The following is a 14,438-nucleotide window of genomic DNA, read 5'->3' on the forward strand; positions in this document are numbered from 1 at the left end:
AAAGTCAGCGCATAGCCATAAAACCAGAGAATTTTTTGTTTCTTTCCCCTTACATACTTTCATTCTTGGTTAAAGTATGGCGAACACGTTGTTGTAAGAGGGATCTCTGGGCAGAGAGGCCTCAAGGACACTGAACGGAATTGCCATATGAGAAAAACCATCTCCCTAATCTCGATCGTTTTGGGAGCAGCGCTGCTGGTCTTCGCGATCGCCCTTCCGACCTACGTCGTCCCTAAGGGCAAGGTTCTGCCACTGGACGTCGTGTCGACGACGAGCACCGAGCCGGTAGAGGCTCGCCTCCTCGACTCGGGAGCGCTGGCGAAAGGCAAGCCCGTGGGGGATAACAAGAACCGTCCGGAGTGCAAGGGGGACGACAAGGAGGTCTCGTGCTTCATCTTGAAGGACGTCGAGATCCAGACCCAGAAGTTCACCACCGCGCAGGAGCCGAGCGACAAGAAGCAGCTCACCCTGGAGGTCGGCCAGACCGTCTTCCGCACGGACAAGAGCGAGCCGGATAACCTGCTCTCCGCCACCATCGACCGCGTCACCCTGGACCGCAAGACCCAGATGCCGGTGACCGACCCGGTCTCCTCCCTGAACCTGGCCCCGCCGAAGGGCAAGGACGCGGAGGGCTACACCCCGCCGGAGTTCGTCCGCAAGGGCCTGCAGTACCAGTTCCCGATGGGCGCTGACCGCAAGTCCTACCCCTACTTCGACGCCCAGACCCTGACCACCAACCCGATCGACTTCGTCGACGAAGGTGAGCAGGGCGGCGAGAAGATCTACACCTTCGAGCAGACGATCGACCCGACCCCGCTGTACGAGGCGCAGAAGAAGTACCTCGAGTCCGACGGCTCCCTGACCGCCGCGGAGGAGGGCGTGCTGGCTTCCCTGAAGCTGACCTTCCCGGCGAAGGTGTGGGGACTGAAGGACGACGAGATCCGTAACCCGAAGAAGAGCAAGGACAAGGACGAGGAGTCCGAGGCCGGCCCGGACGTCGAGATGGAGCGCTACTACACCGTCAACCGCAAGATCAGCATCGAGCCGGAGACCGGCGCGATCGTCAACGGTGCCGAAGAGATCTGGATGTTCTACGCGCAAGATGAAGAGGAGGCCAAGGAGATCGCGAAGCCGGAGAACCGGGAGCGCGAGCTGGCCAACCCGAAGCGCACCGCAATGTACCTGCCGGCGCAGTGGGACGAGAAGTCCAAGGAAGGCCAGATGGTGACCGCCAAGGAAGGTCTGAGCACCATCAAGACGATGGGAACCACGGTTCCGATCATCGCTGGCCTGCTGGGGCTGTTCCTGCTCTTCGTCGGCCTGTGGCTGCAGCGCGCACCGCGTAAGAGCTAGGCCAAAATCTAGACGCCTGACGTTTTAAGCCCGCTTTCCGTTTCTGCTTTCGCAGCAACGGGGCGGGCTTAAACTTCTATTGTGAGCTTTTCCCTTAATTCGACGCCGACGCGGGAGCTGGCCACAGGTGAGGCTGGCCAGCCCGCCCCGCGCGTTCCGGCATGGGGGCTGGGGCTGTTTATCCTCGCGGTCACGGCCAGCACACTGTGGCCCTTTTGGTGGGGTCTCATCCCGTCCCGGGACCGGGCTTTCATGCTCCGCGACATGATGGTGCCCTTCAACCTCAGCACCAATGACTTGGTGCTCGGCAAGGGGGACTACTCGCCGCGGGCGTTGCCGCAGGACGCGATCCTCGGAGTCTTCTCCCCCTTCATCCCCGCGACCACGTTGGCGGCGGCTTTCGTCCTGATCGCGGCAGCCTGCGGGATCCTCGGCGCGGTGAAGATGGCCCGCGACATGGCGGGCGCCCACCGAGCTGCCCAGCTGGTGTGCGGCCTGTTCGTGGTGTGGAACCCGTACGTCATCGAGCGACTGCTGCAGGGGCAGTGGTCGCTGGCGCTGGCGGTGATGCTGCTGCCGGCGATCGCCTACTGCGCGGCGACGGGATTCCGGGGCCCGCAGGTGCTGCTGATCAGCCTCGCGGGGCTGACCCCGGCCGGGCTGGTGTTGGGCGCGATCGTCGCCCTGGTGTTTAGCCCGACGGTGCGTTCCCGCGCCCTGGTACTGCTCAGCAGCCTCGCGCTGGCTGCCCCCTGGCTGCTGGTGACCCTGCTCAATGGCACGCCCTCCCGGTCCACTGCCAACGGCGCAGAGGCGTTCGCGGTGGGGCCGGACGGCCCGCTCGGCACGGTTGTCTCGGTGCTGGGGCTGGGTGGCATCTGGAACGCCGGCGCGATCCCGCCCTCCCGGGGTCTGCTCGGTGCGCTGGCGGGGCTCGCGCTCTTCGTTTTCGCGGCCTGGGGCTTTGCGGAGCTGTGGCGGGTGTACCGGGGTGTTGCGGTGCTCACCGCTGTGGCCTTCACGGTTCCCCTGCTGCTCGCAACCCCCGTGGGGCTGCCACTGATGCGCTTCCTGGTGGCGCACGTGTCAGGGGTGGCGTTATTCCGCGATACTCACAAGCTCGTGGGGCTGGCTTTGCCGGGACTGATCCTGCTGCTGGCCGTGGGTCTGGAGCGGTTGCGACAGCGCGCGGCATCCACCAGCACGGAGCTCTCCCCCAACGGCACGCGAGTGCTCGGCGGGGTAATCCCCCTGGCAGTCGGCACGCTGGTGATCGCGACGGTGCCGGGCTATCCCGCAGACGTCTCCCCCACCGCGCCGCAGCGCATCTCCCCGGCGTGGGCGAGCTTCTCGGAGACGATCTCCGGTGTGCCGCGGAGCAAGATCCTGCTTTTCCCGCCGGGCAACTACCGCTTGCGTGAGGACGGCGAGCCGACCCTCACCCCGGCGCTGAAGACGCTGCCGGGGCAGCCGCTGGATCCGCAGTTCCTCATCGTCGACGGCACGCTCGTCGACGGGGATCGGGACACGATCCGACTGATCGAGGACGCGATGGCGGGCCGGGACACGCTGTCCGCCAGCGGCGTGGGCTGGGTGATCGCCGACCGGCCGCTGATGCGTGACAACGAGGAGGAATACCAGCAGCTCGACGAGCTGCTCGCCGAGTACCCGATGGTGGAGGAAGTCGAGGGCATGCAGCTCTACCGCATTCCGCAGCCAGACGGGGCTGGCGCTAGGAAACCCTCCACGCCCGCGGTGGCGGGCATGGCCTTGTACTGGATCACCCAGCTGGCCGCGCTGGGCGCGGGCTTATGGTCGCTGGACCAAGCGCGGCGAGACGCGCGCCGACGCGCCCTGGTCGCCGAAGTGTCCGGCTAGTCCTGCCGTTCGGTTTCCCGGGGCTTCGCCACCTGCTGCAGCAGCTCCTCCCAGGCCCGGCCGGTGTTTTCCCAGGAGTACTGGGCTGCCCGCCGCTCGGCGGCCTGCCCCATGCGCCGGCAGAGGGCGGGGTCGTCCAGCAAGTGTTCGACGGCGTTGATCAGCCCGCCCGGGGAGGTGGCCAGCAGGCCGGTTTCCTCGTCGACGATGGAGTCCCGCAGGCCCGCGGAGGACTCGTAGCCCACGGTGGGCACCCCGTGCTGGGCTGCCTCGATCACCGCGAGCCCCCAGCCTTCCTTGCGGGAGGGCATGACGTGGATGCTGGCGCGCTGCAGGATGCGGTGCTTGAGTTCCTCGCTGACGTAGCCGTGGAAGACCACCTTGCCGTCTACCCCCAGCTCCTGGGCGTATCGGCGCAGGTTCTCCGACCACCAGCCATCGCCAATGACGTCTAGGCGCAGGTTGGGGTGGCTCCGCTGCAGGGCGGCGAGGCAGTCGAGGGCGTGCTCGATCTGCTTGTGCGGCACCAGTCGGGATAGCGCGACCAGGTAGACGGGCTTGTCCTCCCCCTCCTGGGCGCTGTGCCCGCGCGCGGCCTCGGGCACCGGTTCGATGCCATTGCGGATGATCGTGAAATTTTCGGCCGGCACGCCCAGCTCGGCGAATTCTTCTGCCGAGGGTTGCGAGACCGTGACCCAGCGGTTGCGGCGGTGGATCAGCGGGGAGATCTTGGATTCCACGAGCCAGCCGATCCGGGAGAGCACCGGGCCTGCGACGGACCACTGCTCGCGGTGGCAGTGGTGGGTGAGCACCACGGTGGGGGCGCCGGCGACGAGGGAGGCGAAGAAGGGCACACCGTTTTGGGTATCGACGACCACGTCCGGGGTTCCCATCTTGCCGATCGCGCCGACCCGCAGGCCGAGCCGGGCCGCCAGCAGCGCCAGCAGCGCGCGGGGGTAGACGCTCAAGTTTCCCCCGGCGCGGGAGAACTTCAGCCAGTATCCGCCGCGCTGGACGTGCTCGGTTTTCTTCGCTCCCGGGTAGTAAGCGGTGCGGTAAATCACCTCGTGACCTTGGGAGGCGAGGTACTGCCCCACCTGTTCGAGGTAGCGCTCCGAACCACCGCCCTCCGGGTGGTTGGTGTCGCGCCAGCACAGCAAAATTACTTTCAGGGAACGACTCATTGTGCATCACACCCTACCCGGATTCGCCCCCAAGCACTTCTGGTTATGTCACAATTCCTTCCATGACTTCCGCGCACCCCGCCCGGCGATTCTTCCGCCGCGTCAGCACTGCCCTCACCGCCCCCGCGGGCAATTCTGCCCTGCGCTTTTGGCGCCCGAAAGCCAGCCTGCGCCGCGCGGTGGGCTTGCTTTCGGACTTCCGCTACGAGCAGACTCGTCCCGACATCTTCTACGGCCACCTCGCCGAGGACACGGTGGGGCTCATCGAGGCCCTGTGGCGCGGCGCGACGGGACGGGAGCTCGCTGGCTCCAAGATTTTGGACGTCGGTGGCGGGCCTGGTTACTTCGGTGTCGCCTTCGGCGACGCGGGCGCGGAGTACGTCACCTGCGAACCGGACGTGGGCGAAATGGCGGCCGCGGGCATCACCCTGGCCTCCTCGGTGCGGGGCTCCGGAATGGAGCTGCCGTTTATCGACGCCGCCTTCGACATCACCTATTCCTCTAACGTCGCCGAGCACGTGCCGGAGCCCTGGGTGATGGCCGATGAGATGCTGCGGGTCACCAAGCCGGGCGGGGTGATGATCTACAGCTATACGGTGTGGCTCGGCCCCTTCGGCGGCCACGAGACGGGCCTGTGGGAGCACTACGTGGGCGGGGAGTTCGCGGCCCGGCGCTACGAGAAGAAGATGGGCAAGCCGCCGAAGAATCGCTGGGGCGAGTCACTATTCAACGTCTCCGCGGCCGATGGTTTACGCTACGGCCAGCGGGTTGCCGCCGCAGGCGGCGCTGAGTTGGTGGCGGCGTTCCCGCGCTATCACCCCTGGTGGGCGTGGTGGATGGTGCGGATTCCGCTGCTGCGGGAGTTCGCGGTATCCAATCTGGTTCTGGTGTTCCGGAAGGCCTAGCTGGCGGTCGCCCGGGGAGGCGGGAACTGACGTCCTAAAAAGAAGAGAATAAAAGTACAACTATCGGGCCGAAATAGATTAAAGTGATGCAGGACACATTTCTCGAACGATAGGAACCAAAGGACTGTCATGACGAGCAACTCTGGCGCCCCTGAGGCCTTTATCTACGACGCCGTCCGGACGCCCCGTGGAAAGGGCAAGCCCGGCGGATCCCTGCACACCGTCAAGCCGGTCAGCCTGCTCAGCGGACTGATCGAGGCCATCCTGGAGCGCAACCCAGGCCTGGACCCGGCGCGCATCAACGACGTCATCGCTGGCTGCGTGACCCCCGTCGGTGACCAGGGCATGGACATCGCCCGCACCGCCGCACTCAACGCCGGCCTGCCGTACTCCGCGACCGGCCTGCAGGTCAACCGCTACTGCGCATCCGGCCTGACCGCCCTCAACCTCGCTGCACAGAAGGTGCGCTCCGGCTGGGATGAGCTCGTCTTCGCAGGTGGCGCGGAGTCCATGTCCCGCGTGCCGATGGGCTCCGACGGCGGCGCCCTCGCCCTCGACCCGGAGTCTAACTTCTACAACGACTTCATCCCGCAGGGCATCTCCGCGGACATCATCGCCAGCCTCGACGGAATGACCCGCGAGGACCTCGACGCCTTCGCCGCCCGCTCCCACGAGCGCGCCGCCAAGGCCTGGGAGGAGGGCCGCTTCGACCGCACCGTCGTCCCGGTCAAGGACCAGAACGGCCAGGTGCTGCTGGACCGCGACGAGACCATCCGTCAGGGCACCACCGTGGAGTCCCTCTCCGGCCTGCGTCCGGCCTTCGCCATGATCGGCGACCAGGGCGGCTTCGACGCCGTCGCGCAGACGAAGTACCCGCAGCTCGAGCGCATCAACCACCTGCACCACGCGGGTAACTCCTCCGGCATCGTCGACGGCGCAGCCCTGCTGGCCATCGGCTCCGAGAAGGCAGGCCAGGAGATGGATCTCGAGCCACGTGCCCGCGTCGTCTCCGTCGCCACCACCGGCGTGGAGCCGACCATCATGCTCACCGCGCCGGCACCGGCCTCCCGCGCCGCGCTGGCCAAGGCCGGCCTGAAGCCGGAGGACATCGACGTCTGGGAGATCAACGAGGCCTTCTCCTCCGTCGTCCTGCGCGCGCAGCGCGAGCTGAACATCCCGGATGAGAAGCTCAACATCAGCGGTGGCGCGATCGCCATGGGCCACCCGCTGGGCGCGACCGGCGCGATCATCACCGGTAACGCGGTCGACGAGCTGCACCGCACCGGCGGCCGCTACGCGCTGATCACCCTGTGCGTCGCAGCCGGCATGGGCGTGGCCACCATCATCGAGCGCGTCTAAGCGATCGACACCCGACAGTTCAAGCACTGCAGTCGCTTTAAGCACTGAAAACATTCAGCGCTTGAGAGCACTGCCTCACTGCAAGATTCGAATACAGGAGAATCAATGAGCAACAACATGTTCGCGTGGGATGTCGACGCCGATGGCATCCTCACCCTGACGATGGATGACCCGAACGCTCCGGTCAACACCATGAACACCACCTTCCAGGACGACCTCACCGCCACCGTGGCGAAGGTCAAGGAGGCCGTCGAGGCCGGCGAGGTCAAGGGGGTTGTGATCGCTTCCGCGAAGAAGACCTTCTTCGCCGGCGGCGACATCAAGGCCATGATCCAGGCCACCCCGGCGGATGCCGCCGAGCTGACCCAGCAGATCGACCAAATGAAGGCCGACCTGCGTGCCCTGGAGACCCTGGGCGTGCCGGTCGCGGCAGCCATCAACGGCACCGCCCTCGGCGGCGGCCTCGAGCTGGCACTGGCCGCCCACCACCGTGTGGCTTCCGACGCCAAGGGCCTGAAGGTCGGCCTGCCTGAGGTCACCCTCGGCCTGCTGCCGGGTGGCGGTGGCGTGACCCGCGTGACCCGAATGCTGGGCCTGCAGGACGCGCTGATGAAGGTCCTGACCACCGGCCGCCAGTTCCGCGCCGAGGACGCACTGAAGACCGGCCTGATCGATGAGGTCGTTCCGGCTGATCAGCTGCTCGACGCGGCGAAGAAGTGGGTCAAGGAGAACCCGGACGCGAAGCAGCCGTGGGACACCGAGGGCTACAAGGTCCCGGGTGGCACCCCGACCAACCCGAAGCTGGCCGCGTTCCTGCCGTCCTTCCCGGCCAACGTCACCAAGCAGATCAAGGGCGCTCCGATGCCGGCGCCGAAGGCGATCCTCGCCGCAGCCGTCGAGGGCCTGCAGCTGAAGAATATCGAGGAGGCCACCCGCGTCGAGACCCGCTACTTCGTGGACCTCGTCACCGGTTCCACCTCGAAGAACATGATGCAGGCCTTCTTCTTCGACCTGCAGTACTGCAACGGCGGCGGCTCCCGCCCGAAGGACGTGCCGCGTAAGCAGTTCAAGAAGCTGGGCATGGTCGGCGCCGGCATGATGGGTGCCGCCATCGCCTACGTCGCCGCGAAGGCCGGCATGGAGGTCGTCCTCAAGGACATCAAGCTGGAGGCAGCGGAGAAGGGCAAGGCCTACTCCGAGGGCCTGGAGGCCAAGGCGCTGCAGCGTGGCAAGACCACTGAGGAGAAGTCGAAGGCTCTGCTGGACCGGATCACCCCGTCCGTGGACTACTCCGACCTCTCCGACTGTGACATCGTCATCGAGGCGGTCTTCGAGAACACCGAGCTCAAGCACAAGGTCTGGGCAGAGATCGAGGCAGCGGTTCCGGAGGACTGTGTCCTGGGTTCCAACACCTCCACCCTGCCGATCACCGAGCTGGCTACCGGCGTGAAGCGCCCGAAGGACTTTATCGGCATCCACTTCTTCTCCCCGGTCGACAAGATGCCGCTGGTGGAGATCATCAAGGGCGAGGAGACCTCCGACGAGACCCTGGCTGCGGCCCTGGACTTCACTGGCCAGATCCGCAAGACCCCGATCGTCGTCAACGACTCCCGCGGCTTCTACACCTCCCGCGTCATCAGCTTCTTCCTCAACGAGGCGATGCGCATGCTGGCCGAGGGCATCGACCCGGCCGTCATCGAGGCAGCCGGCCGACAGGCTGGCTACCCAGCACCGCCGCTGCAGCTGCAGGATGAGCTGAACCTGAAGCTGGCCCGCAAGATCGGCGCCGAGACCAAGGCCGCGCAGGAGGCTGCCGGAATCTCCGTCGACGACGGTGGCGTCACCGAGATCGTGGACAAGATGCTGGACGTCTACGACCGCCCGGGCAAGCTCGAGGGCAAGGGCTTCTACGAGTACAACGAGGAGGGCCGCCGCACCGGTCTGTGGCGCGGCCTGTGGGATGAGCTGGGCGGCGGATCCATCACCGTCCCGGACGCTGAGTCCGCAACCGCTGGCCACGGCCTGGAGTCCATCTCCGCCGAGGGCCCGGTTCTGGTCGACCTGGTGGAGCGCATGCTCTTCGCCGAGGCTCTGGAGACCCAGAAGTGCATCGACGAGGGCGTGCTGATGTCCGACGCGGACGCCAACATCGGCTCCATCATGGGCATCGGCTTCCCGGCCTGGACCGGCGGTACCCGCCAGTACATCAAGAACTACGCTCGCCCGGCCGCCGCTGCGCTGCCGGAGGGCAAGAAGGCTGATGTGGACGGCGGGGACTACCCGACCACCGGCGTGGCTGGCTTCGTCGCCCGCGCCGAGGAGCTGGCCGCGAAGTACGGCGAGCGCTTCACCCCGCTGGACTCCCTGAAGAGCTAGCAGGTGGGTGCGGGGAGCTCTTCAGGACTTCCCGCGACTAGCCCTCTGGTACTCCTCTGGTACCACCAGGGCACGGCTAAAGCCCCGGCCCTGTCACTGAGAATGATTCAGTGGCAGGGCCGGGGCTTCGTTGTGCTTGGCTCCGGTTGGGCTGGTGCCGGTTGAGTTGATTCCGGTTGGGCTGGTGCGGGGCGGCGGAGAGCTGCCGCCCGCCTTATCCCTAACGTCGGGCGCTAGCGCTGAGCTCTGCTAGCTCCAGCGCCGCGAGCCCAGATCCGTTAGGCACAGCACCACGGGGCACAGCGCCATGAGACACACAGCACCATAGGTCTATGCCGTGAGCTCTAGCGGCCGCGACGGGTCAGGGCCACCAGGGCCACGGCGAGCACCACGAGTACGCCCGCGCCGATCAGGAACCAATTGATGGAGCTATCCTCCTCAGCGGCCGCCTGCTCGGTCTCCTTCGGCTCCTCCGCCTTCTCGCTCTCCTCAATCTCCGTGTCATTGGAGACCTTTTCGAAGCTGGGGCCGGGGATCCTCTCCCCCACCAGCTCAGTGGTGAGCTCGTAGGTGGCGGTGGCGTTCTTCTCCTTGCTGATGTCGTGGTTAGCGCCAGCTTTGAGGCTCTTGTTCAGGAAAATGACGATGTACTGCTCGCCGTCCAGCCAGGCCTTCTGGGATTCGACGTCACTCGGTTGTTCCTTCCCGTCACCCACCATGTTGCGGTAGTTCACGCGCACGGGGTTACCGAAGGCCTTGGATTCACCCTCCCGGACGTGCACGCTCTCCGCGATCGCTGCCTTCTGGCGGGCGGAGTTGAGGACGTTGATGTCCAGCTGCTTGATCTCTGCGTAATGGTCCTTCGGTGGCTCGCTGGTGACCTTGATTCCGCCGCGGAGCTGCTGGCCGTAGTCGGTCTTGATCTTGTAGACGTGAGCCTCACCCGGGACGATGTCCGCGCTGACGGTTTCCTTGGCGTCCGGGTTCAGCTCGGTGGCGTCGTCGAACCATGCGCCTGGTGTCACCTTGCGGGGCTTGCCGGCAGCGCTCGGCTCCTTGCGGTTCTCGGCCTTATCCGCCGCAAAGGGTTCCGGAACCTCAGAGAGGTCCTCGTTCGGCAGGCGCTTGATCGAGACCTCAGCCGGGATCTCCTTGCCCTTATAAGGGCCACTTTTGCGCACCACCTTGAAGCGGAAGTCCCCGGCGGGGCAGTCCTCGCCGGCCTGCTGTGTGGTCCACGAAGCGAAGAAAGGGCCGTTGGAGTCAATGATTCCGAAGTCGTTGTCGTTAGCGAGGTAGCACAGAGGCTCGTCGACCTCGACCTTGACCGAGAAGTTCTTACCGAAGCCGATCTCGCTGCCCTGGGACGGCGGCGGCATCGTAGCCACACCGATCGCGAGGCGCTCGCCCTCTGCAATGGGGGTGCTGAAGTACTCGGCGCCGTCCTCGTCATTCTTCGCGCCGCCGGACTTTTCACGCAGCGGGGTGGAGAAGAGCTCGACGTCTTCCGGGACCTCGGTGGCGGACGCGGCGTCGTCCCCGCCCTTAATTTCCGGGGCGTTGGACTCCGCGGTCTGGGCGGTGCGGGTCGCCAGAACCTTCATGGACTCGGCGAGGGACTCGGAGTCCTTAGCGTCCAGGTACTCGCCGCCACCGGCCTCGGCGATGCACTGCAGCTCCTTGCGGGCAGCTGGGTCGACCAGGAAGCCGACGGTGTTGATGGTCAGGTCGATGCCCTGCTTGTGCAGGTCCTTGGCGACGTCGCAGACCGGCGGCGGGGCGCAGGTGTCCTCGCCGTCGGAGACCAGCACGATGGAGCGCTCGCCCTCGTTAGGCAGCTCCCTGGCGGCCTGCTTCAGGGCCGGGCCCATGGGAGTGTGGCCGGAGGCGTTGACCTTGTCCACCTCGCCCGGGATCTTGCCCGCGTTGCCCTTGCCCACGGGCAGCAGGGTGGTGACGTCCTTACAGCCGGCCTCCCGCTCCTCCGGGGAATTGCCGACCTTGGTGCCATAGACCATGAACCCCAGCTCGGAGTCCTTGGAGACAGAGCGGGAGAAGTTCTTGGACGCCTCCTTCGCCGCGTCCAGGCGGGTCTGGCCGCCCGCGTCGCGGGCCATCATGGAGCCGGATGCGTCGAGGATCAGCATGGTCGGCGGGATGTCCTTGGCTTCCGCCGCGGCCTGTGGCTGCTCGAAGGGGACGACGATCCCGGCTAGAGACAGCAACAGCGCGATGGCGACGGCCATCGCGCTGCGGTGCTTCATGTTGCTACGCAGGTTCACGCTGCTGTGCAGTGTGGCGCTGCTGCGTGCCCGGCCAGCATGGCCGGGGTTACGCTCGGGGCGGGTCGTTGCTGCGGGCGCCGTGCTGGCTTCCCGTGGCGTTGCGTGCTGGTGTCTCGCTCGCATAAGGTTGCTTCCTTCCCTTACTTTGTTCTCCAAAGTTAGCAGGAAACAGCCGCCCACCCCTGGGGTTTTTATTTAGTTTTTCGGTGCCGTTAGCGGACTATTCACCCTTCTTGACGGTGATCGTCCAGCCAGCCTCGTCGGTCTGCTCGAAGTTCGTCACCTCGTGACCGTCAGTGGCCGCCCAGCGCGGGATGGCGTCGGTGGCCTGGGTGCAGTCAAAGTCGATCTGCAGGGAGTCGCCGACCTGAAGCTGTGCGATGGCAGCCTTGGCGTCGATCAGCGGGAAGGGGCAGACCGCGCCGAGGGAGTCCAGCTTGTAGGTACGGTCCCCGACCAGCTCCAGGCCCGTCGTGGTGCCGGTGTTTTCGGACGTCGACCCGACGGCCGCCGCAACCTGCGGACGCTCCAGGAGGGCCACGCCGGTGGTCTGGAAGCCGTACTGGGCGCCGGCGGACTGCAGGTCGGCAGCCTCTGCGGACTGCGCGGCCGGTGCGGCGACGGTCGGAGCAGAGTCAGCCTTCGGGGTGTTCTGCGTCGGCTGTGCGCTCTGGCCCGGGACGGCGTCGGTGGGCTTGAGCCACAGCTTGGCGGCTGCCCAGATACCGATGGAGATGAACAGCAGCGCAACCCAGCCCTGGTAGCTAAACAGGGAGGTCTGGACCATGCCGTTGCCGACGGTGCAGCCACCGGCGGCGGAGGCACCGACACCCATCAGGATGCCGCCGATGACGGAGCGCACAGCCTGGGTAGCGGACGGCAGGCGCAGGCGGAACTCGCCGGAGGCCTTGGCGGCGAAGTATGCACCGACCAGCAGGCCGAGGACCAGCAGCACGCCCCAGTCCACGGTGTCCTCACCGCTGATGAGGAACTTGGAGAGGTTGGAGGACGGGCTGGTGATGCCGAGGCCGTCGTTGCGGCCGGTGGCGGCGGAGAGTGGCCAGGCGATCACGCCGAGCACGCCGATGATGGCTGCGGTTGGGTAGAAGTGCCAGGGCTTTTCCGCGAGGATGTGCGCCAGGCCGGTCTTCTTCGGCTTCAGGGTGGCCATCTTCGGGGCCGCTGCCTCTTCGGCGAGGAAGTGGCGGGTCAGGAAGGCCACGCCGATGGCGAATGGGATCACCAGCCACCAGACGGAAATCCCCAGGGAGGCGTTAATGGTGGTCAGCGGCAGGGTCCAGCTGCGCAGGCCTTCGTTGAGGAAGTTCAGCGCGCCGCCCTTCATGGCGGCGGCGCTACCCGCGTAAAAGACGAGCGCCAGCCAGGAGCCGATGAGCCCCTCTGCCGAGCGGTACCAGGTACCGGAGGCGCAGCCGCCGGCGAGCACGATGCCGGCACCGAAGAGGAAGCCGCCCAGGGTCACGGCCAGCGGGGCGAATTCCTTGTAATCCGGGGTGATCACCCCAGCGGTGGTCAGCGCCGCCAACCCCACAGCGTGGACGGCGATGACGATCAGGAGGGCGGTAAAGCCGCGCCATGTCTTGTTGAGGAAGATATCGCGGATCATGCCGGTGACGCAGAACCTGCCGCGTTGCATAACCCATCCGAGTACCACGCCGAGCGCGAGGCCGGTGATGACCATGTGTCTCTCTTTTCTGTCAGTAATGAACCGATCTGTCTATGTATGGCCGAGAACATTAGTGCCCCGCCGGAAGTTTGTAAAGCGCAAAACGTACCACTCGGTCTAGTTTTCACCCCATAGACATCATTCACGCAGGTAACCCGGCATAACTTTACCCCCATTGAAGAAGACCGCACGGTCTACAACTCGCCCCTTCCTCCACCAAGCACTGACCGATACCCATTTACTAGCTCCCGCATCAACCCGCTCGCCCCACCCCACCTCCTGACCCGTTTTGCAGAGTTTGATGTCGCCTTTTCGCCAATTTCCGGCATCAAACTCTGCAAAACGAGCACAGTGCTCGCATGACACGCGCACGGGCCCGGGTGCGAGGCGTCAAACTCTGCAAAACGCACGCGGTGCTCGCATGACGGGACTCGCGCGGCAGCGCTGCGCACACACCCCTCGCGTGACAGCACCGCACACATGGCGGTCGCGTGACGGCGCTGCGCACACACCGCTCGCATGGCAAGATCTCCAGCCCGCCAGCAAAGCAGTAATGAAAGCTTTTTAATAACCCTCACCTATTAGGTATTGCATTATTAAAAGGTTCTGCTATATTAATGGGTAGAAGCTACGGCAGCGAAGCCCGCCGCAGCTAGGTACCCTTAAATAGTGAATGCCCACTCCGGGAATTCCGCAGGCCACGAACGGCCTGCGCGCCCGGTCACCACAGGGCAGACAATTCAAGCGACAAAGCAGGAAGGAAGTTCATATGTCTCTGATCAACACTGAGATTCTGGATTTCAAGAACCCGGTTTTCCACAACGGTGAGTTCTCCGAGGTCAGCAAGGACGACGTCCTCGGCAAGTGGTCCGTCTTCTTCTTCTACCCAGGCGACTTCACCTTCGTCTGCCCGACCGAGCTCGGCGACCTCGCAGACCACTACGAGGAGCTGCAGAAGATGGGCGTCGAGGTTTACGGTGTCTCCACCGACTCCCACTTCGTGCACAAGGCATGGCACGAGTCCTCCGAGGAGGTCGGCAAGGTCAACTACCCGATGATCGGCGACTCCAACGGCGACCTGACCCGCAACTTCCAGAACATGCGCGAGGGCGTCGGCCAGGCCGACCGCGCGACCTTCCTGGTCGACCCGCAGGGCATCATCCAGTACATCGAGCAGACCGCCGAGGGCATCGGCCGCGACGCTTCCGAGCTGGTCCGCAAGATCAAGGCTGCCCAGTACGTCGCTGAGCACCCAGGCGAGGTCTGCCCGGCGAAGTGGGAAGAGGGCCAGGACACCCTGACCCCGGGCATCGACCTGGTTGGCAAGATCTAGCCTTTAGCTTCCAGATCTTTTAAGCGGCTCAAGCTCGCAGCCGCGAATGCTAAGGGCGGGCGGGCTCACTGCCCGCCC

Annotated in this window: 9 protein-coding genes; 6 read left to right on the forward strand and 3 right to left on the reverse strand. The window is 65.5% G+C overall.

The window, feature by feature from the left end:
• The first annotated feature begins 147 nt into the window (after positions 1-147).
• Positions 148-1,353 (forward strand): cell envelope lipid trafficking protein PgfA, encoded by a 1,206-nt coding sequence (locus HMPREF3097_RS04325; protein WP_070761197.1) that lies wholly within the window; start codon positions 148-150, stop codon positions 1,351-1,353.
• An 81-nt stretch (positions 1,354-1,434) separates the two neighbouring features.
• Entirely contained in the window at positions 1,435-3,231 is a 1,797-nt protein-coding gene (locus HMPREF3097_RS04330) for an MmpA family trehalose lipid delivery protein (protein WP_070761199.1), read from the forward strand.
• Here the strand turns inward: HMPREF3097_RS04330 and HMPREF3097_RS04335 are convergent.
• Positions 3,228-4,415, reverse strand: a complete 1,188-nt coding sequence (locus HMPREF3097_RS04335; protein WP_070761201.1) for a glycosyltransferase family 4 protein — start codon at positions 4,413-4,415, stop codon at positions 3,228-3,230. The two genes, HMPREF3097_RS04330 and HMPREF3097_RS04335, sit on opposite strands and share 4 nt — an antisense overlap.
• Between HMPREF3097_RS04335 and HMPREF3097_RS04340 the strand changes: the two genes are divergently transcribed.
• From HMPREF3097_RS04340 to HMPREF3097_RS04350, 3 genes are all read left to right on the forward strand, one after another.
• Positions 4,415-5,320 carry a class I SAM-dependent methyltransferase gene (locus tag HMPREF3097_RS04340; RefSeq protein ID WP_083317947.1) on the forward strand — a complete coding sequence of 302 codons (906 nt, stop codon included), beginning with the start codon at positions 4,415-4,417 and terminating at the stop codon, positions 5,318-5,320. The genes HMPREF3097_RS04335 and HMPREF3097_RS04340 overlap by 1 nt on opposite strands.
• A gap of 129 nt (positions 5,321-5,449) precedes the next feature.
• On the forward strand, positions 5,450-6,679 hold the full coding sequence (locus HMPREF3097_RS04345; RefSeq protein ID WP_070761203.1) for an acetyl-CoA C-acetyltransferase: 1,230 nt from the start codon (positions 5,450-5,452) through the stop codon (positions 6,677-6,679).
• 105 nt (positions 6,680-6,784) lie between these two features.
• Positions 6,785-9,055, forward strand: coding sequence for a 3-hydroxyacyl-CoA dehydrogenase NAD-binding domain-containing protein (locus HMPREF3097_RS04350; protein WP_070761205.1), 2,271 nt, complete (start codon positions 6,785-6,787; stop codon positions 9,053-9,055).
• A 344-nt stretch (positions 9,056-9,399) separates the two neighbouring features.
• On the opposite strand, the gene HMPREF3097_RS04355 is transcribed toward HMPREF3097_RS04350, so the two are convergent.
• Together HMPREF3097_RS04355 and HMPREF3097_RS04360 are read right to left on the reverse strand one after the other, a co-directional pair.
• Complete coding sequence (locus HMPREF3097_RS04355) at positions 9,400-11,463, reverse strand: vWA domain-containing protein (RefSeq protein ID WP_070761207.1); 2,064 nt, start codon at positions 11,461-11,463, stop codon at positions 9,400-9,402.
• A gap of 97 nt (positions 11,464-11,560) precedes the next feature.
• Complete coding sequence (locus HMPREF3097_RS04360) at positions 11,561-13,042, reverse strand: YeeE/YedE thiosulfate transporter family protein (RefSeq protein ID WP_070761212.1); 1,482 nt, start codon at positions 13,040-13,042, stop codon at positions 11,561-11,563.
• A gap of 754 nt (positions 13,043-13,796) precedes the next feature.
• Here HMPREF3097_RS04360 and ahpC point away from each other — a divergent pair.
• Positions 13,797-14,360 carry an alkyl hydroperoxide reductase subunit C gene (ahpC, locus tag HMPREF3097_RS04365; RefSeq protein WP_012359441.1) on the forward strand — a complete coding sequence of 188 codons (564 nt, stop codon included), beginning with the start codon at positions 13,797-13,799 and terminating at the stop codon, positions 14,358-14,360.
• Positions 14,361-14,438: the final 78 nt, after the last annotated feature.

This window comes from Corynebacterium sp. HMSC27B11, assembly GCF_001815985.1.
Classification (GTDB): domain Bacteria; phylum Actinomycetota; class Actinomycetes; order Mycobacteriales; family Mycobacteriaceae; genus Corynebacterium.

Excerpts from the sequence above, each read along its gene's own strand:
- HMPREF3097_RS04355 (WP_070761207.1), bottom strand. The coding sequence starts at position 11,463 with ATGCGAGCGAGACACCAGCACGCAACGCCACGGGAAGCCAGCACGGCG.
- HMPREF3097_RS04345 (WP_070761203.1), top strand. The coding sequence starts at position 5,450 with ATGACGAGCAACTCTGGCGCCCCTGAGGCCTTTATCTACGACGCCGTC.
- HMPREF3097_RS04360 (WP_070761212.1), bottom strand. The coding sequence starts at position 13,042 with ATGGTCATCACCGGCCTCGCGCTCGGCGTGGTACTCGGATGGGTTATG.
- HMPREF3097_RS04325 (WP_070761197.1), top strand. The coding sequence starts at position 148 with ATGAGAAAAACCATCTCCCTAATCTCGATCGTTTTGGGAGCAGCGCTG.
- HMPREF3097_RS04335 (WP_070761201.1), bottom strand. The coding sequence starts at position 4,415 with ATGAGTCGTTCCCTGAAAGTAATTTTGCTGTGCTGGCGCGACACCAAC.
- ahpC (WP_012359441.1), top strand. The coding sequence starts at position 13,797 with ATGTCTCTGATCAACACTGAGATTCTGGATTTCAAGAACCCGGTTTTC.
- HMPREF3097_RS04350 (WP_070761205.1), top strand. The coding sequence starts at position 6,785 with ATGAGCAACAACATGTTCGCGTGGGATGTCGACGCCGATGGCATCCTC.